Consider the following 19,357-nt stretch of genomic DNA (forward strand, 5'->3'; position numbering starts at 1 on the left):
CTTATGCCATCTCCTCGCCGAGCGGGTGCGGGTTGGGGACGATGCGCCGGGCCTTCGGCCGGCCCGGAGACTTCAGGAAGAGCGCCAGCACCGCGGAGGCCAGGCCGATGGAACCCGCCAGCACGAACGCACCGTGGTAGTGCCAGGCGCCGACGACGACCGCGCCCAGGCCGGAGCCGACGAGCCCGGAGATCAGCTTCGAGCTGTAGACCATTCCGTAGTTGGTGGCGTTGTTGTTCTCGCCGAAGTAGTCCGCCGTCATGGCCGCGAACAGCGGGAAGATCGCCCCGCCGCCGAAACCGGAGACCATGGAGCAGAACAGGAAGAACGGCATGCTGCCCATCTGGCCGGAGACCAGCACGCCGAACTGCGCCGTGCCGAGCACGATGCAGACGATGATCAGTGTGTTGCGGCGGCCGTAGCGGTCGGAGATCCAGCCGATGACACCGCGCCCGGTGCCGTTGACGATGGCCTTCAGGGACATCGCGGTGGCCACGATCCCGCCCGCGAACCCCATGTCCTTGCCGAACGGCACCTGGAAGGCGATGCCGAAGATGTTGATGCCGGCCGTGCACAGCAGACAGAACCACATCATCCACAGGACGGGGGTACGGGCGGCCTCCTTGGGGCTGTACTGCTTGACGGCGGGCGGGTTCTTCTCCAGGGCCCGGCGGATCTTCGGGTCGTCGGTCATCCTCAGCGGGTCGACGTGCGCGGGCCACCAGTTCTTCGGCGGGTCCTTGAAGAACCAGCCCGCCGCGGCCACCACCAGGCACAGTCCGACGCCCACACAGGCGAGCACGGTCCGGTAGTTACTGAGGTCCATGTACGACGTGAACAGGAAGACGAAGGGCACGGACCCGTAGGCGAAACCGCCGTTGACGAAGCCCGTCTTGCCGCCCTTGCGCTCCGGATACCACTTGCCGACCATGTTCACGCAGGTCGCGTAGACGAGACCGGCGCCGATGCCGCTGCACATGCCGAAGCCGAAATACGCGACGGCCACGTTCGGCGCGTACGCCAGCGACACATAGCCGATCATCGTGCCCACGGCGCCGATCATCATCGCCGTACGGGCGGGCAGCTTGCCGCTCTCCCGCAGCTGCCCGGCGGGGAAGGCCACGGCCGCCTGGAAGAACACCCAGACGCCCATCAGCCAGAAGATGTGTCCGCTGCTCCACAGATGAGCCTCGTGGAGCGTGTCCTCCGCCGACGTGAACGCGTACTCGGCGGAGCTGATGCCCATCATGCCCACCCAGGGCAGGATGACCATCCACTTGCGTGTTCGGCCCATGACGTCGGTATCGGACTCACCGATCCGGTACACGCGGCCGTTGCGATCCGTCACCTCCCTGTAGGGGACGGATGTCGTGTGGTCGGTGGTTGTCATCGCTCAGCACCCCTTGCATCGAAAGCTCTGGCCAGCGCCCCCTGTCCAATGCCTTTCGCGTGCGCACGGGTCCCGGGGCCGGCCGACCGCACTGCCGGCCGGCCCCGCGCTTCGCTCACCTCATGAACCGCCCCCCAACAGGCCCGCCGCCCGCGCCCAGCGATACTTCGCACCGAGTACGGCCACCGGCTTCTCGGTCGTGTACGGGTAGGCCACGACCCCTCGCTCGTACAGGTACTGGCAGGCTTCCTCGACCTCGACGTCGCCCGCGAGCGAGGCCACCACGGGCTTCTCGATGCCGCGCTCCCGGAACTCGGCCACCACGCGCGCGGTGAGCTCCGCGAAGACCATCGGGGGAGTGACGATGGTGTGCCAGTAGCCGAGGACGAGCGCATGGATGCGCGGGTCCTCGAGGCCCAGCCGGATCGTCGCCTCGTACGTCGACGGAGGCTCGCCCCCGGTGATGTCGACCGGGTTGCCCGCGGCCCCGAAGGGCGGGATGAACTTCCGGAAGGCCTCGTCCAGGTCCGGGGGGATCTCCATCAGGGACAGGCCGTTGTCGGTCACCGCGTCGGACAGCAGCACACCGCTGCCACCGGCACCGGTGATGATCACGACGTTGTCGCCCTGGGGGGCCGGAAGCACCGGCAACGCGCGCGCGTACTCGAGCATTTCGTTCAGCCCGGGCGCCCTGATGACACCCGCCTGCCGGAGGATGTCGTCGTAGACGGCGTCGTCGCCCGCCAGCGCCCCTGTGTGCGAACCGGCGGCCTTCGCACCCGCCGCCGTACGCCCCGCCTTCAGGACGACGACCGGCTTCTTCGGCACGGTCGCCCGTGCGGCTTCCACGAAGGCGCGGCCGTCCTTGAGGTCCTCCAGGTGCATCGCGATGCACTCGGTGTGCGGGTCCTCGCCGAACCAGGTCAGCAGGTCGTCCTCGTCCAGGTCCGACTTGTTGCCCAGGCCCACGATCGCCGACACACCCGTCTTCGTGGTGCGCGCGAAGCCCAGGATGGCCATCCCGATACCACCGGACTGCGAGGTCAGCGCGACGCCGCCCTTGACGTCGTACGGCGTGCAGAACGTGGCGCACAGGTCCTGCCACGTCGAGTAGTAGCCGTAGATGTTGGGCCCGAGGAGGCGCACGCCGTGCCGTTCGGCGATCGCGACGATCTCCTCCTGGAGTTCGTGCTCACCGGTCTCCGCAAACCCGGAGGGGATCAGCACGGCGTTCGGGATCTTCTTGCGTCCCACCTCCTCCAGGGCCGGGGCCACGGACTTGGCGGGGATCGCGAAGACCGCCACATCCACCTCACCGGGAACGTCCGTGACACTCTTGTACGCCTTGCGGCCCAGAATGTCATCGGCCTTGGGGTTCACCGGATGGATCTCTCCGGCGAAGCCGCCGTCGATGAGGTTGCGCATCACCGAGTTGCCGATCTTGCCCTGCTCGTTGGAGGCACCGATGACGGCGACCGACGAGGGCTGCATCAGACGGCGCATGGAGGTGAGGATCTCCTCGCGCGTGTAGCGGCGGCGCTGCTTGGCTGGCGCCTCGGAGAGGATCACGCGGATGTCCGCCGCGACCGCGCCCTCAGGGGTGGCGATCACCGGGTTGAGGTCGACCTCCGCGATCTCAGGGAAGTCCGCGACCAGTTGGGAGACCCGGCGGATCTGCTCGGCGATCGCCCACCGGTCCACGCCCGCCTGTCCGCGCACCCCGTGCAGAATCTCCGCCGAGCGGATCGAGTCCAGCATGGACAGCGCCTCGTCGGCGCTCACGGGCGCCAGCCGGAACGTGACGTCCTTGAAGACCTCGACGAGCACCCCGCCGAGCCCGAAGGCGACGACCTTCCCGAACGTAGGGTCCGTCACCGCGCCGACGATGACCTCCTGCCCCTGGGGGAGCAGCTCCTGGACCTGTACGCCCTCGATGCGCGCGGACGCGTTGTACGCGCGCGCGTTCTCGATGATTTTGTGGAACGCGGCCCGTACGTCCGTGGCGCCCTCGACGCCGACGATCACACCGCCGGCGTCGGTCTTGTGCAGGATGTCCGGGGAGACGATCTTCATCACGACGGGCCCTCCGAAGCGCGCGGCGTACGAGACGGCCTCGTCGACGTCGGTAGCCAGTTCCTCGCCGGGTACCGCGATCCCGTAGGCGTCGGCGATCACCTTGCCCTCGGGCGCGGTGAGCGCGGTGCGCCCCTCGGCCCGCACAGTGTCGAGGAGCGACCGCACCCTCAGCTCCCGGTCTTCGGCCATCACGTCAGATCACTCCGTTCGACTTGAGCAGGCGCAGTTCCTCGTCGCCGAGGCCGAGTTCGCCGATGTAGACCTCTTCGTTGTGCTCGCCGAGCAGAGGTGAACTGGTCACGTCCACCGGCGAGTCGGAGAGCTTGAGCGGGCTGCCCACCGTCGTGAACTCGCCGCGCTCGGGGTGCGGGACGGTGACGACCATCTCGTTGGCGATCAGCGAGTCGTCCTCGATGATCTCCTTGGTGGACAGGATGGGCCCGCACGGGATGTTGTGGGCGTTGAGCCGTTCCAGCACCTCCCACTTGGGAAGCGTCGAGGACCACTCCTCGATCAGCTGGAACATCTTGTTGAGCTTGGGCAGCCGGGCCTGAGGCGTCGCCCACTCGGGGTCCTCGGCCAGCTCGGGCCGGCCGATGAGCTCGCTGAGCGGCTTCCAGCCGACGGGCTGCACGATGACGTACACGTAGTCGTTGGGGCCGCCCGGCGCGCACTTGACCGCCCAGCCGGGCTGGCCGCCGCCGGACGCGTTTCCGGACCGGGGAACTTCGGTGCCGAAGTCGTCGTTGGGATATTCAGCGAGCGGGCCGTGGGCCAGGCGCTGCTGATCGCGCAGCTTCACCCGGCAGAGGTTGAGCACAGCGTGCTGCATGGCCACGTTCACCCGCTGACCGCGCCCGGTGTGCTCCCGCTGGAACAGCGCCGCGAGTATCCCCGCCACGGCGTGGACACCGGTCCCCGAGTCCCCGATCTGGGCCCCCGTCGCCAGCGGCGGCCCGTCCTCGAAACCGGTGGTCGACATCGACCCGCCCATGGCCTGCGCGACGACCTCGTACGCCTTGAAGTTGGTGTACGGGCCGTCCCCGAACCCCTTGATGGAGGCGTAGACGATCCGCGGATTGATCTCCTGAATGCGGTCCCAGGTGAAGCCCATACGGTCGACCGCGCCCGGTCCGAAGTTCTCGACCATGACGTCGGAGCGCCGGATCAGCTCGGTGAGGATCTCCTTGCCGCGCTCGGTCTTGGTGTTGAGGGTGATGCTCCGCTTGTTGCAGTTGAGCATCGTGAAGTAGAGGGAGTCGACGTCCGGGAGGTCGCGCAGCTGCCCCCGCGTGATGTCACCGGTCGGAGCCTCCAGCTTGACCACGTCCGCTCCCAGCCAGGCGAGCAGCTGGGTGGCGGAGGGCCCGGACTGGACGTGGGTCATGTCGAGGACGCGGATGCCTGCGAGGGCCTTGGTGGGCGTTCCAGTCATGCGGGCCACCTCACTTGTACATCGTCTGGTTCATGGTTCCGGGGGCGTACGCGTCCGGGTCGACCCAGACGTTGATGAGCGACGGCTTGCCCGACTCACGGGCACGCTGCAGCGCCGGGCCGATGTCGGCGGGGTCGCGGACCTCCTCGCCGTAACCGCCCAGCATCTGCGCGAACTTGTCGTAGTGGACGTCGCCGAGGGTGTTGCCGACCCGCTCGCGCTCCAGGCCGTACTTCTGGGCCTGGCCGTAGCGGATCTGGTTCATGGAGGAGTTGTTGCCGATGATGCCGACGAAGGGGAGGTCGTAGCGGACGAGGGTTTCGAAGTCCCAGCCGGTGAGCGAGAAGGCGCCGTCGCCGAAGAGGGCGACGACCTCCTTGTCGGGCCGTGCCTGCTTGGCCGCCAGTACGAAGGGGACACCGACGCCGAGGGTGCCGAGCGGGCCCGGGTCCATCCAGTGCCCGGGTGACTTGGGCTGGACGACCTGCCCGGAGAACGTGACGATGTCGCCGCCGTCGCCGATGTAGATGGAGTCCTCGGTGAGGAAGTCGTTGATCTCGCTGACCAGGCGGTACGGGTGGATTGGAGAGGCGTCCGACCTCAGACTCGGCAGCCGCTTCTCGAGGGCGGTCTGCTCGGCGGCACGCAGCTCGTCGAGCCATTCCTTGCGCTTGGCCGCGCCGCCGTTGCTGTATCCATTAAGAGCGTGCCCGGAGGCGGCCTCGGCCACCGACTTCAGCACGAGCCCGGCGTCGCCCACGATCCCGAGGTCGATGTCGCGGTTCTTGCCCACCGTGCGGTAGTCGAGGTCGATCTGCACGACGGTCGCGTCGGGGGAGAGCCGCTTGCCGTAGCCCATGCGGAAGTCGAAGGGCGTGCCGACGATCACGATGACGTCGGCGTTGGAGAAGGCGTACCGGCGGGACAGCTGGAAGTGGTGCGGGTCGCCGGGCGGCAGGGTGCCGCGGCCCGCCCCGTTCATATAGGCGGGGATGTTGAGGGTCCGCACGAGGTCGATGGCCGCCTCGGTGCCGCGGGTCGTCCACACCTGGCTGCCGAGCAGGATGGCCGGCCTCTCGGCGTGCACCAGCAGATCGGCGAGCTTCTCGACGGCCTCGGGGTCGCCGGCCGAGCGGGTCGAGGCGCGGTAGGCGCCCTGCTTCGGTACGCGTGCCTTGCTCACCGGCACCTTGGCGTCCAGCACGTCGCGCGGGATCTCCAGGAAGGAGGGGCCGGGCGCACCGTGGTAGCACTCGCGGAACGCCATGGACACCATGTCCGCCGCGCGGGCCGTGTCCGGCACGGCCGCCGCGAACTTGGTGATCGGCGTCATCATGTCGACGTGCGGCAGGTCCTGCAGGGACCCCATCTTGTGCTGGGTGAGGGCCCCCTGGCCGCCGATCAGCAGCATCGGGGACTCCGCGCGGAAGGCGTTGGCGACGCCGGTGACGGCGTCCGTCGTGCCCGGACCCGCGGTGACGACGGCGCAGCCGGGTTTGCCGGTGAGGCGGGCGTAACCGTCGGCGGCATGGGCGGCGACCTGCTCGTGGCGGACGTCGACGACCTCTATGCCCTCGTCGACGCAGCCGTCGTAGATGTCGATGATGTGGCCGCCGCACAAGGTGTAGATGCGGTCGACCCCCTCGGCCTTGAGTGCCTTGGCAACGAGATGACCACCGGAAATCAGGTCCTGGGTGTCGTCGGGCATGGCGAAGTCCTGTCCCTTCGTAGGGGGTTCGAACTGCTCTCGCGGTACATTGCATACAGTCGACGAATACTGTATGAACCTTGTTATCCCGCATCCGATGGGTGGTGTCCAGGGGGCGTGCGGCACTTTTAAGTCAGGAGCCGAAATGGACCTGTACGAACACCAGGCAAGGAAACTCTTCGAGGAACACGGCATCGTGGTGCCGAGGGCCGAGGTCACCGACTCGCCCAAGGAAGCACGTGAGATCGCCCGCCGACTGGGTGGGCGAGTGGTGGTGAAAGCCCAGGTCAAGATCGGTGGCCGCGGCAAGGCGGGCGGGGTGAAGCTCGCCGCGGACCCGGCCGCCGCGGAGCTCACCGCACGTCAGATCCTCGGTATGGACATCAAGGGGCACACGGTCGGCAAGGTGATGCTGGCCCAACCCGTCGACATCGAGAGCGAGTTCTACGTCTCCTATGTGCTCGACCGCGCGGCGGGCCGCTTCCTCGCCATCGCTTCCGCCGAAGGCGGCATGGAGATCGAGGAGGTCGCCGCAAGCCGGCCGGAGGCGGTGGCCCGTATCCACATCGATCCGGCCGAGGGCGTCACCTCGGCGAAAGCGAGCGAGATCGCCGAGGCGGCCGGACTGCCGGCGCAGACCGTCGACGTCCTCGTACGGCTCTGGGAGGTCCTGGTCCGCGAGGACGCCGTCCTCGTCGAGGTCAACCCGCTCGTGCGGACCACGCAGGGGCGGATCCTCGCCCTCGACGGCAAAGTCACCCTCGACGGCAACGCCCTCTTCCGGCAGGCCCGTTGGGGCGGGGAGGGCGTGGAGCACGACGACCCGCTGGAGGAGGCGGCCGCCGCCAAGGGCCTCAACTACGTCAAGCTGGACGGCGAGGTCGGCATCATCGGCAACGGCGCGGGCCTGGTCATGTCGACCCTCGACGTCGTCGCGGGCTGCGGCGCCCGCCCCGCCAACTTCCTCGACATCGGCGGCGGAGCCTCCGCCCAGATCATGGCCGACGGCCTCTCGGTCATCCTGTCCGACCCGGCCGTGAAGTCGGTCTTCGTCAACGTCTTCGGCGGGATCACTGCCTGCGACGCGGTCGCCGACGGCATCGTGCAGGCCCTGGACAGCGTGCAGTTGACCAAGCCGCTGGTCGTGCGGCTCGACGGAAACAACGCGGCCCGCGGGCGCGCCATCCTCGACGAGCGCGCGCATCCCCTGGTCCAGCAGGCCACCACCATGGACGGCGCTGCCGGCCGTGCCGCCCAACTCGCCACCAGCGGCTGAAGGAGCCCGACATGGCCATCTACCTCACCAAGGAGAGCAAGGTCCTCGTCCAGGGCATGACCGGCGGCGAGGGCATGAAGCACACCCGGCGCATGCTCGCGGCCGGCACCACCATCGTCGGCGGCGTCAACCCGCGCAAGGCGGGCCGCACCGTCGACTTCGACGACCGCAGCCTTCCCGTCTTCGGATCGGTTGCCGACGGCATACGGGCGACCGGCGCCGACGTCACCGTCGTCTTCGTGCCGCCCGCCTTCGCGAAGGCGGCCGTCGTCGAGGCCGCCGACGCCGGTATCGGCCTCGCGGTCGTCATCACCGAGGGCATCCCCGTCCACGACTCCGTCGCCTTCCACGCATACGCGAAGTCGAAGGGCACGCGCGTCATCGGCCCCAACTGCCCGGGCCTGATCACCCCCGGCCAGTCCAACGCGGGCATCATCCCGTCCGACATCACCAAGCCGGGACGAATCGGCCTGGTGTCCAAGTCCGGCACGCTCACCTACCAACTCATGTACGAACTCCGTGACATCGGCTTCTCGACATGCGTCGGAATCGGCGGCGACCCGGTCGTCGGCACCACCCACATCGACTGCCTGGCAGCCTTCCAGGACGACCCCGACACCGAACTGATCGTCCTCATCGGGGAGATCGGCGGCGACGCCGAGGAACGCGCGGCCGCATACGTCCGCGAGCACGTCACCAAGCCCGTCGTCGGCTACATCGCCGGTTTCACCGCCCCCGAGGGCAGGACGATGGGGCATGCGGGCGCGATCGTGTCCGGCTCCTCCGGCACCGCACAAGCGAAGAAGGAGGCTCTGGAGGCGGCGGGGGTGAGTGTGGGAAACACACCGACCGAGACGGCGAAACTTGTGCTCGAGTGTCTCGAACGCGGGCGCGCGGCCGCTCATAGTTGATGTGAGGAGACCGTGACGCACCACCGCGTGCGTCACGGCGTCCTTCGTACGACGTCCGCGCACGGCAGTGCGAGCCGGCGCGCGACGAGCCATGCACCCCCCGCCCCCGACTGTGCACCGAGAGCGGAGAAAACCCTATGGCAACAACCCTCACCCTCAAATCAGGCACGTCCTGGGCCGACGCCTGGCAGCGCTGCCTGTCCGTCGCCCCGGAGGCCTTCCAGGACGACCGCGTCCTCAACCTCTGGAACTCCACCTGGCAGGCCGACGGCAGGGCCCTGCCCGCCACCAGCCCCGTCGACGGCAGCCCCATCGCCGGCCCGCCCCGCCTCGACCGCGACACCGCACACCAGGCCGTGCGGGCCTCGCTCGACCAGCACCGCGCCTGGCGACACGTCCCCCTCGCAGAGCGCCGCGCCCGTGTCGCGGCCACCCTCGACGCCCTCACCGAGCACCGCGAACTGCTCGCCCTGCTCCTGGTGTGGGAGATCGGCAAGCCCTGGCGGCTGGCGCAGGCGGACGTCGACCGGGCGATCGACGGCGTGCGCTGGTACGTCGACGGCATCGACCCGATGCTCGAGGGGCGCACCGCGCTGGACGGCCCGGTGTCCAACATCGCGAGCTGGAACTATCCGATGAGCGTGCTCGTTCACGCAATGCTGGTCCAGACACTGGCAGGCAACGCGGTGATCGCCAAGACCCCGACCGACGGCGGCGTCGCCTGTCTGACCCTGGCCTGTGCGCTCGCCGCCCGCGAGGGGATTCCCGCCACCCTCGTCAGCGGCAGCGGGGGCGAGCTGTCTCAGGCGCTGGTACGGGCGCCCGAGATCGGCTGTGTCTCCTTCGTCGGCGGCCGAGACACCGGTGCGGCGGTCGCCACGGCCGTCGCCGACCTCGGCAAGCGCCATGTACTGGAACAGGAAGGACTCAACACCTGGGGCATCTGGAACTACTCGGACTGGGACGCACTCACCGCCGTGATCCCGAAGCTCTTCGACTACGGCAAGCAGCGCTGCACGGCGTACCCGCGCTTCGTCGTCCAGCGGCAGCAGTTCGACGAGTTCCTGGCGGCGTACCTCCCGGCGGTGCGCACCCTCAGGGTGGGACACCCGCTGGCGGTCGAGCACAGCGACGACCCGTATCCGCAGCTGGACTTCGGGCCGGTCATCAACGCGGCCAAGGCCAAGGAGCTGCGCGACCAGGTCGCCGAGGCCATCGACCGCGGCGCAGTCCCGCTGCACCGCGGCAACGAGAGCGACGGCCGTTTCCTGCCCGGCCAGGACACCTCGGCGTACGTGCATCCCGTGACACTTCTCAACCCGCCGCGGTCCTCACCCCTGCACCACGCGGAACCGTTCGGCCCGGTCGACAGCATCGTCCTGGTCGACACGGAGGCTGAGCTGCTGGCCGCGATGAACGCGTCCAACGGCGCGCTGGTGGCCACCCTGTCCACGGACGACGGGGCGACCTTCGACCGCCTGGCCCCGCAGATCCGGGCGTTCAAGGTCGGCCACGGCAAGCCGCGCTCACGCGGCGACCGCGACGAACTGTTCGGCGGGTTCGGCGCGTCCTGGCGCGGCGCCTTCGTCGGCGGCGAGCTCCTGGTGCGCGCCGTGACCCAGGGGCCCGCTGGAGAGCGGCTGCCGGGGAACTTCCCGGACTACCACCTCATGCCGTGACCGCAGGCCGGGGGGCGTCCCCGTCCCGGGGGCGCCCCCCGGAGTTCATGCCCTGCCGACGGACGAAGGAGTCACGGAGTGACCGTGTAGGTCTGGACGTCGAAGGTCTGACCGAGCGAGTTCGTCGGCGCGACCGTCACCGAGGTGCCGTCCACAGTCACCTTCAGGAAGTGATACACCTGCGCGTCGTCCGTGGGCACCGACGCGGCGCCGCAGGCCGAACCCCGGTTGCGGCTGTAGGACCACCCGATGCCGTAGGCGTCGGTGGCAGAGCAGCCGTTCTCGCCGACGGAGTGCACATCGGCCCCGCCGCCACCGGTGACATACGACGCGATCCGGCCAGCGGCCGCGCTGTTGCGCTCGTAGAGGTGCGAGTGGCCGTTGAAGACGAGGTCCACCCCGCCGTCCAGGAGGGTCTGCTCGACGCCCGTGAGGAAGGTGTCGCTGGGCTCACTCGCGCTGTCGGAGCGCAGCGGGAAGTGGAAGAAGGCGAATTTCGGCACGCCGGGATGGGCGGCGAGGTCGGTCTTCAGCCAGGCGTACTCGGCGGATCCGTCCTGCCAGTGGGCGTGCGCGTCCTGCTCGTAGATCGCGCAGTGCGAGCCGCACGAACCGCCCGTGGCGTCACCGGTGTTGGAGTTCCCCCACGCGGTGTCGAGCAGGTAGAAGCGGACGCCGCCGGTGGTGAAGGCGTAGTACGCCGTCGGATAGCTGATTGCGTTCGAGGCCAGGTACGACGGATAGTCGACCAGCGCCCACACGCCGCCGGAGGCCGCCGCCAGCGCCGACTGCTTCCACACCTGCAGATAGGTGTTCGTCATGCTGTGGTTGCCGACGGTGCCGATGAGCGGTAGGCGCATGCCCGGCTGCGTCCAGTACGACGGCCCGAACCAGGAACTGACATCCACACCCGTCTGGTTGAGGTCGCCGTACTGGGTCTGTGAGGTGCCCGGATGGGTGTTGTCGCCGGTCTGGACGACGAACCGGGCGCCGCTCGCGGCGATCTGGCTCATCACGTTCGCCTGGTTCACATTCAGTGAGCCGTTGTCGACGCCGGCGTTGGTGGTCTCACCGGTGTCGCCGAGGACGTCGAAGGTGAACGGCGTTGTGGAGCCCGCGGATTCGGGGGTGGTGAAGCCAGGGGTCGGCAGGGTGCCCAGCAGGTCGGTGCCGGATGCGGTGTAGACGCGGTAGCAGTAGGCCGTGCTCGCGCTCAGACCCGTCACCGTGACCGAGTTGGTGTACTCCCGGGTCGAACCGACGGTGATCGGGCTGCCCAGGGCCGTCGAGGTTGCCGTGTTCGCCGCGCAGTTGCCCAGGGTGCCGTAGCGGACCGAACCTCGGCTCTGCGTCGTGGTCGCCCAGCTCACCTGGACGGACGACGTCGTGGCGTCGGAGAGGTAGGGGGCGCGTGTCAACTGCGCGTCGGCACCCGGCAGATCGGCCTGCGCAGCCGGAGCGAACGACAGCGCCGTGCCCGCCCCCAGAACGAGGGCGAACACGGCGCTACGAGCGTGCCTCAAGGAGAGTCTGCGGTGCTGGGAAGAGAATCTTCCGGTCATGTTCTTCCTGCCTTTCTCATCCTGATTACGCGCTGCCAGGCCAGGGCCGCGACGGCGGCCACCAGCAGTACCGCGCAGCCGGTGATCCGCAGCAGGCCCGGCCAATAGCCGAGCGGGTCGTGCCGGGCGGCTGAGGAGGAGGGCGCCGACGGCGTGGCCGACGCGGGCAGGCCGCGCAACTCCCGTAGCACGTCCATGGATTGACTGCCCTGCCGTTCCGAGGGCTCCACGTGCGAGTTCTCGCTGAACTCGTTCCAGCTGATCAGCCCGAGCACATCCGGGCCCGAGGCCATGGCGGCTGCGTACTCGGTTCGCAGCGTCCGGCCGCCGTCCCGTGGTACTGACTTCGTGCCGCCCACCATGCGGGCATCGAAGCCCGGGGCGAACGGCGCCATCCAGTAGCCGTGCGCCGCGTGCGCGGTGGCGGCCATCTCGCGCAGCTTGGTCTCGTGCCGGTCGTTGGTGTCCGGGTTGACCGACGACCAGTAGTAGGCGTCCCCATCGGTGACGTGCGCGAGCCTGCGGATGCCCTGCGCGTTCTTCTCGGTGGCGAGTACCAGCATCCCCTTGCGTACCGGCCCGGTGATGCGGGCGATGTCCGCGGTCGAGTACTGCCATGTGCCACTGAACACCGTCAGCGGCTTGCCGTCGAGGCGGAAGAAGACCGGGTCGCGGGCGTAACTGCCGTACAGCAGACGGAAGTCGGCAGCGACCCGGTCCGTCGTGAGCGGCCGGCGGTGGAAGTCGAGCCCCTGATAGATGACCGCCACCTTGAAGTCACGCGCCCGCGCGACGTCCAGCAGCAACCGCAGCCGTCGGTTGTTGACGGCCGAGGACTTCCAGCTCACCACGAAACCGTCGATGCCCGCCGACTTCGCCCAGTCGACATGCGTGCGGATCACGGAGGCGTCGTCGCTGGAGTAGTGGCCCAGACGCGGATAGTCGGTCTTCGCGCGCTGCCACGACGACGGCTCGAACCACTGGTAGTAGTACGCCAGCAGGGGCGCCCGGTGCCCCTCGGCCGAGCTCGCGGACGCCGGGAACAGCCCCGCCAGCACCAGCACCAGCACGGCCAGCAGCCCCGATCTCCTCACCCGCGCTCACCACCCCGCCGTCGCCGCATCCGCCGCCCGACCAGCAGCAGTCCGGCCGCCAGCACACCCACCGTGCCCGCCGCCAGCGCCAGATCGGCTCGGCTGACCACCCGGACCTGCATGCTCTGCGTCCGCGACAGCCGGACCTGCTGCACGGCTCGCAACCCCTGGCCGCCGGTCACCTCCACCTCGTACTGCCCGTGCGGCAGATCTCGCAGCGTCGCCGAGCGGCCCGTGCCGAACGGCACCTCGCGCACCGATCCGTCCGGCAGCGTGATCCGCGCCGCCCGCCCGGACGCCGACCCGAACACGGCGTCCCGCGCCGAGACCGTCAGATCGTGGAACGGCGTCGTGAAGACGACCTCCTGATGCGAGGCCGGCTGGAACCGCTGCCGCCCGGCGTCCACCGTGTTCGTGCCGTACGCGTCCGCCGACAGCAGCGCGTATCCGACCTTCCGCGAGGTCAGCACGCTCTTGCGATACACGGGCAACAGCCCGTCCAGCCAGACGGATTGGCCCACCGACAGCCGCTGTGTGTGCCCGGTGTCGCTGCGCACGGTCACATACGGCACCCGGTCACGGGGCACGGCGCGACCCTCCTGGTCGACGCAGCGCACCGTCACCCGGAAGCGGGCCGTGAACGCCGCCGTCACCGTGTAGTCCCGGCGCAGCGGCAGCCCCTGGACCGTGCGCCGGAACGCCTGGTCGGGATCGCGCTGCCCGGCCCACCGGGAGAACGTGAACTGCCGCCCCTCCGAGGCCAGTCCGTGGTCGTCGACGGCCAGCGCGTGGGGCGCGAAGTCGTGCGCACCGGTGAAGCTCACGGTGCCGCCCGCCCCGGTGACCGCCCTCTGCCCATCGAACGTGAAAGGCACGCCGACGAGTCGGGGTGTCGTCCGCACGGTGACGGTGATCTCGGTGACGGCCACCGCCGGACTCGGCGCCACCCCCACCAGCACGACCCCGACCAGCACCAGCCACCTCACGACATACGCCATTTCGGCCGCACCGCCCCCCACAGCAACCCCGCCACCAGTAACGACGCCGCGCCGTACACCCCGTACACGGGCACCGGCGACGGCCGCCGCGCCACCGGCAGCGCCGGCTGCCGCACCTCCGCCGGAATCAGCTCGGCCCGCCGCGGCCCCGCCGAGAAGTCGAAGGCGTCGGCGAGGCTCCGTGCCTGCGCCGTACGGCCGCCCAGTGGCCGCAGCCGCCAGTTGTCCACCACGAACCGCAGCGCACTCGCGGCCTCGAATTCCCCGTGCTCCACCTTCCCCTGTGCCACATACGGGCTGACCAGCAGCGCGGGCACCCGCAGCCCCCGCCCGTCCGGCGGCTTCACATGGTCGTACCAGCCCCCGGAACCGTCGTACGACCACAACAGCGCCGACGACGCCCAGTACTGACTGGCCATCAGCTGCGTGGTGAGCTCCCGCACCAGCCGCTGCCCGGCCGGCACGGAGCGTGCCGACCGCTCACCCGCACCCGACGACGCTACGAACGCCACCGAGGGCAGCATCCCGCGGTCCATATCCCGGTAGTACTCGCCGAGGTCGACGATGTGCGCGCTCAGGTTCCGGTTGTCGACGAAGCGCGGAAGGTCGAGGAGGGGTACGCGGACGGTCTGGGTGGTCGAGTCGTCGGCGGAACGGTAGTTCTGCTTCGGGTCGTAGTTCTGGACGTAGAACTTCCAGCTCACGCCCGCCTCTTCGAGCCGGTCGAAGACGGTGGGGCCCGTCAGGTCCGGCGTGCCCGTCACCCAGTGGGCGCGGTTGGCGCGGGTGCCGTCGAGCGAGGACGCGTAGAAGTGGTCGAAGAGCTCGTAGCGGTCGGCGGCGTTCCAGTAGAAGGGCAGGTCACGGCGGTCGTAGTGCCCCATGGCTACGCGTCCGTCGCGGCCCTGCCGCTCGAAGGCGCCGACGAAGCCGTCCATCCGCCCGCCGTCGTACTGCTGCCGCACCAGACGCGGCCCGGCACCGGGGGACACGGGCGGCGAGCCGTGCAGCGAGTACGGCGCCACCGCGCCCGCGGCTGGATGCGCCGGGTCGCGCGGCTGGCCGGCCCCCGCGGGCAGACCGTCGGCTCCGGGATAGGTGCCGAAGTAGTGGTCGAAGGTGCGGTCACCCTGCATGAGATAGATGAAGTGCCGAATGGGCGTACGTGGGTGGGGAGTTGATGTCGTTGCCGTCCCGCTGCCCGTCAGTAGCAGGACCAGTGCCACCAGCAGCACCCTCATGACGCCCTCACCCGGTAGACCTCGACCACCTTCACCCCGTCCCCGTTGCGCGCCGTGAACACCACCGTCCCGTGGTAACGGCCCACCAGGCCCCGCAACTCCGCGGTGAAGAACGGCGTACGTCGGGCGGTGTACGCGTCCCACACCAGATACTGGAAGTCGCCGTCCCTGAGGGCCCGGTCCGGGTTCGCCACCGCCCGGTAGCTGGGGTTTCGGCGTGCCGGGTTGGGCGAGACGGAGAGCGCGGAGACCGGGCAGAAGCCGTAGTACTGCACCACGTTGGCCATGGACGGGCCGATCGCCAGCAGCCGAGAGCCCTCCGGCGCGTGCCCGCGCACCCACAGTCCCGCCTCCCGGCCTCCCGGCAGCCCGCCCGTCCCGGCAAGGAAGCGGGTGCTCGTCTGCGGCTGGATCCGTATCCAGCACGGCACCGCCAGGGAGACCACGACCAGCCAGATCGCCGCGGCCGCCGCGATCCGCTGCAGGCGCACGACCCGCGGAAACGACGCGAGCGTCCGCCCCGCCAGCACCGCGAACACCGGTGCCACGGGCAGCAGATACTGGAAGCCCTTCACCGGCCATACCGTGAAGAACAGCGCGGGCACCACGACCCAGCACACCAGCAGCCGCTCCCGCCAGGTGTTCTCCCGCCGTAGCCACACCAGCCCCGCCACCGCCGCCACGACCACCACTGGGCCGACAGCCCACGGGACTTCATCGCCGTAGAAGAAGTAGGGGTGATTGGCGCGGCGGAACATCTGCCACAGCAGGTAGTTGCCGCCCGCCCGCGCATGCCCGGCCAGCAACTGCGACAGCGGATGGGCCACCGCCACGACCCCGATCACGCCCAGCGCCGGCAGCAGATGCCGCCAGCGGGTGCGCACGGCCGGGGTCAGCGCGAAGAACGCGTACAGCGAGCCCAGGAAGACGATCGACGTCTCCTTCGCCAGCACCGTGAACCCGAGCATCCCGCCGGCCGCCAACAGCCATCGCGGGGACGGCGATTCGGCGTACCGCACGACGCAGTACAGCGCGCCGGTCGCGCACAGCGTCATCGGCGCGTCCAGCAGCACCTGGCGGCTGACCACCACGTGATACGGCATCACCGCCAGCAGCAGCGCCGCGACCAGCGCGGCCCGCCGCCCGTAGAGCCGCCGCCCCAGCCCGTACGTCACGGCCACCGTCGCCACGCCGAGCAGGGCCGGCACCGCACGCGCCGCCCAGTCGCTCTCGTGGACGCGCAGCGCCAGCGACACCAGCGACTGGAACAGCACCGGATGCGCCCTGAACACCGGGAAGAGCGAACCGAGCCGGTCGTCCCCCGCGAGTGAGGCCGCCGTCCCCGTGTACACCGCCTCGTCGCTGTTGAACCCGGTCGCGGTGAGCTGCCACAGACGCAGGAAGGCCGCCAGCAGCAGTACGGCGGTCAGGGGTGCGGCAGCCCGCACCCCGGCGCCGGAGGGGGCCGGCGCCGGGGCGGTGCGGGATGCTCCCCTGGGGAGCACGAACCGGTCGGTCATGCGGCCGAGCCGGCCTGCAGTCCCCACCGCGGCCAGGCCTCGGCGGCGGCACTCACCGACGAACGGTGTTCCTCGCCCGCCAGCAGCCGCGGTATCTCGTCGGCCCACCCGAAGCAGTCCGAGGCGAGCACCCGGGTACGGACACCGGACAGGAACCCGGCGAGGATCTCCCGCTCCCGGGCGCGCAGTTCGGCATGGTCGAGCCCGTCGATGCGCAGTGCGGGCGCGAGGTAGCGGTAGGGCGGGAAGCCGTACGCGTCCTCGGTGTTGACCAGCATCCGCTCCAGCGCCACATCGCCGTCGAGGTCGTACAGGTCGGGTGCACCGCGTTCGATGATGAACAGGTCGCGCACGTCGGTGCTCGAGCCCAGTCGGCACGGCACCAGGCGGTCGACGCTGTACTTCGGCGGCGGCACCAGGATCTGCGTGAGCGCGTTGATGCCCATGATCGGCAGGTTGAAGCGGGACAGCATCAGCGCGATCGAGCGGCCGCCCTTGGAGTGCAGCCGCGACTGCAGGTTCAGCCGTCGCCACTCCTTCTTCGTCAGGTCCTCGGCCTGCACGGCACGGAGCGTGTGGGCGCTGATGGTGAGCGGCTTCGGGAAGCACACGGCCCGCCCGCTCGCGTCCACGACCGTCATGTCGTCCGACAGGAACCGTCCGCCGTGCTCGCGCAGCAGCCTGAGGACGGTCGCGGTCTTGCCGGTGTCGGTCAGCGCCGACAGCATCACTCCGCGCCCGTCGAGCTCCACGCACGCGGAGTGCAGCAGCATCCGCCCGCGTGAGATCAGTACGAACCGCAGCAGCGCCTCGACGACGTTGGTGTATACGACGTGCGGTGAACGGGCCAGCAGCGGGCCGACCTCCACCGTGATCGGCGGACCCAGCCGCACCCGGAAGTTCGCGCCGAAGCGGCCCAGGTGCTCCTCGTAGCGCAGCGCCGCCGTGTCGCTGTGGTCCTCCGTCAGCGCCGCCCGCCCGCGCGGCCTGCGCCGCCCGACGTCCCCGACGCGCACGGCGATGTCGACGTCCGCGTCCGGGATCCACTGTGCCCGGAAGAACTCCAGCTCGGGCAGCCGGATCTGGGAGCCGATGGTGACGGTCCCGGCCACGTCGTAGCGGTAGGGGAGGTACACGGACCGCTTCCTGCTCACCGGCGCGGTCGGAGCAGCGGCGTCGACGAGCATCTTCACGGGATCGCGCCGCTGTACCTTCTTCTCGCCGCCGCTGTAGATCATGCGGTCGCTGATCAGGAACCGCAGGACGAAGAGCAGGACGAGGGTCAGCGCGTTGGCGGTCAGGACGCCCACGCCGGCGACGACAAGCCACTGCAGCAGCGGGAGCCGGGCGATCAGCAGCAGGTTGTTCATCGCGAAGAAGCGGCCTGCCCGCCCGTACCAGGTGCCCTTGCGCTGCCCGTGCCGATAGACGGCGGCATCGGTGAGGAGGAAGTTCCAGGCCGTGGAGAACTGGGTCGCGAGCGCCGCCCCCACCAGGTGGTGCACCCCGAGCACGTCGAAGAACAGCCACAGCGCCGCCGTGTTGACGGCGATCCCGGACGCGCCCACCAGCCCGAACGCGGCCATCCGCATCAACTGCCGCTGTCCGCCGGCCACCGAGCGCCGCAGCCGCACGACATGCTGTACGAAGGCCAGCCCCTCCTTGACGGAGGCCTTGGACCGGCCAGCCTCGCGGGGCGCGAAGGTGTACGCCACCTCGGCGACCCGGGCGGCCGGATGCCGTACCAGGATCTCCAGCAGGATTTTGAAGCCGACCGGCCGCAGCCGCTCGGTATCGATCGCGTCCCGGCGGAACGCGAACAGCCCGCTCAGCGGATCGCTGACGGTGGCCAGCCGACGCGGGAAGGCCGCCTTGACCAGGCGGGTCGCGGACGACGAGGTCGCCTGCCGGCCCGCGCCCGCGAGCCCCTCGGACTGGCCGGTCCCGGCGTACCGGGTGCCGACGGCGATGTCGACGCCCTCCCGCATCGCGGTCCTGGCCAGCAGCGCGGCGGCCTGCGGCGGATGCTGCAGGTCCGCGTCCATGACCAGCACCCAGGCCCCGCGCGCGGCACGGACGCCCGCGACGACGGCCCCCGACAGACCGCCGGCGCGCAGGCCGGAGGGCCGGTGCAGGGCCCGGACCGGGACGGGACAGCCCGGCGCGAGTGCGGCGATCTCCGCGACCGTCCCGTCGTCGCTGTCGTCCACGAAAAGGATCTCGGCCCCGAGCGGGGCGAGGGCAGGCCCGAGCCGGTCGAGCAGCAGTGGGACGCACTCCTGCTCGTCGCGCGTGGGTATCAGGACGGTCAGCCGTGGCGTGGCAGCGTCGCCGTCGCCTCCGCCGCCGAGTTCCCGGACACCTGTCGGCACCCCGTCATAGGCAGCCGAAAGAGAATCGATCATGTGCGCCATGGAGTCCCCCCAGAACGCGTGCCGTCGGCCGAGCGGCGCGACGGACACCGAAG

General features: G+C 69.9%; 13 protein-coding genes. 3 read left to right on the plus strand and 10 right to left on the minus strand.

Translation table 11 applies throughout. The features are described 5' to 3' along the window. Position 1: 1 nt before the first annotated feature. The 4 genes from EDD92_RS38820 to EDD92_RS38835 all read right to left on the minus strand — a co-directional run bounded on the left by EDD92_RS38820 (position 2) and on the right by EDD92_RS38835 (position 6,609). Entirely contained in the window at positions 2–1,390 is a 1,389-nt protein-coding gene (locus EDD92_RS38820) for an OFA family MFS transporter (protein WP_123968622.1), read from the minus strand. 120 nt (positions 1,391–1,510) lie between these two features. Beyond that, positions 1,511–3,655 carry an acetate--CoA ligase family protein gene (locus tag EDD92_RS38825; protein ID WP_123970739.1) on the minus strand — a complete coding sequence of 715 codons (2,145 nt, stop codon included), beginning with the start codon at positions 3,653–3,655 and terminating at the stop codon, positions 1,511–1,513. A gap of 4 nt (positions 3,656–3,659) precedes the next feature. Next, positions 3,660–4,901: a formyl-CoA transferase gene (gene frc / locus EDD92_RS38830; protein ID WP_099934529.1), complete on the minus strand. Its 1,242-nt coding sequence runs from the start codon at positions 4,899–4,901 to the stop codon at positions 3,660–3,662. Between the two features lie 10 nt (positions 4,902–4,911). Beyond that, complete coding sequence (locus EDD92_RS38835) at positions 4,912–6,609, minus strand: thiamine pyrophosphate-binding protein (RefSeq protein WP_123968623.1); 1,698 nt, start codon at positions 6,607–6,609, stop codon at positions 4,912–4,914. Positions 6,610–6,754: 145 nt separating this feature from the next. Here EDD92_RS38835 and sucC point away from each other — a divergent pair, with 145 nt between their 5' ends. The 3 genes from sucC (at position 6,755) to EDD92_RS38850 (ending at position 10,475) form a co-directional block, all read left to right on the plus strand. Then, positions 6,755–7,885 carry an ADP-forming succinate--CoA ligase subunit beta gene (gene sucC / locus EDD92_RS38840; RefSeq protein ID WP_123968624.1) on the plus strand — a complete coding sequence of 377 codons (1,131 nt, stop codon included), beginning with the start codon at positions 6,755–6,757 and terminating at the stop codon, positions 7,883–7,885. 11 nt (positions 7,886–7,896) lie between these two features. Further along, on the plus strand, positions 7,897–8,796 hold the full coding sequence (sucD, locus tag EDD92_RS38845) for a succinate--CoA ligase subunit alpha (protein WP_123968625.1): 900 nt from the start codon (positions 7,897–7,899) through the stop codon (positions 8,794–8,796). A gap of 137 nt (positions 8,797–8,933) precedes the next feature. Further along, a complete protein-coding gene (locus EDD92_RS38850; protein ID WP_123968626.1) occupies positions 8,934–10,475 on the plus strand; it encodes an aldehyde dehydrogenase family protein in 1,542 nt (513 codons plus the stop codon). A gap of 71 nt (positions 10,476–10,546) precedes the next feature. Here the strand turns inward: EDD92_RS38850 and EDD92_RS38855 are convergent, their stop codons facing one another. The 6 genes from EDD92_RS38855 to EDD92_RS38880 are packed head-to-tail and all read right to left on the minus strand — an operon-like array spanning position 10,547 to position 19,295. Next, complete coding sequence (locus EDD92_RS38855; protein ID WP_185124263.1) at positions 10,547–11,977, minus strand: fibronectin type III domain-containing protein; 1,431 nt, start codon at positions 11,975–11,977, stop codon at positions 10,547–10,549. Positions 11,978–12,033: 56 nt separating this feature from the next. After that, the gene (locus EDD92_RS38860) at positions 12,034–13,131 is read right to left on the minus strand and encodes an endo-1,3-alpha-glucanase family glycosylhydrolase (RefSeq protein ID WP_123968628.1); all 1,098 of its coding nucleotides are present in this window, start codon (positions 13,129–13,131) and stop codon (positions 12,034–12,036) included. Next, positions 13,128–14,129, minus strand: coding sequence for a hypothetical protein (locus tag EDD92_RS38865; RefSeq protein WP_123968629.1), 1,002 nt, complete (start codon positions 14,127–14,129; stop codon positions 13,128–13,130). The genes EDD92_RS38860 and EDD92_RS38865 overlap by 4 nt, the downstream gene beginning before the upstream one ends. Beyond that, on the minus strand, positions 14,114–15,370 hold the full coding sequence (locus EDD92_RS38870; protein WP_185124264.1) for an alkaline phosphatase family protein: 1,257 nt from the start codon (positions 15,368–15,370) through the stop codon (positions 14,114–14,116). Before EDD92_RS38870 ends, EDD92_RS38865 begins: the two co-directional genes overlap by 16 nt. Further along, entirely contained in the window at positions 15,367–16,890 is a 1,524-nt protein-coding gene (locus tag EDD92_RS38875; RefSeq protein WP_123968631.1) for a glycosyltransferase family 39 protein, read from the minus strand. Before EDD92_RS38875 ends, EDD92_RS38870 begins: the two co-directional genes overlap by 4 nt. Beyond that, complete coding sequence (locus tag EDD92_RS38880; RefSeq protein WP_185124265.1) at positions 16,887–19,295, minus strand: glycosyltransferase; 2,409 nt, start codon at positions 19,293–19,295, stop codon at positions 16,887–16,889. The genes EDD92_RS38875 and EDD92_RS38880 overlap by 4 nt, the downstream gene beginning before the upstream one ends. Positions 19,296–19,357 lie beyond the last annotated feature (62 nt).

This window comes from Streptomyces sp. TLI_185 (assembly GCF_003814765.1).
GTDB lineage: Bacteria > Actinomycetota > Actinomycetes > Streptomycetales > Streptomycetaceae > Streptomyces.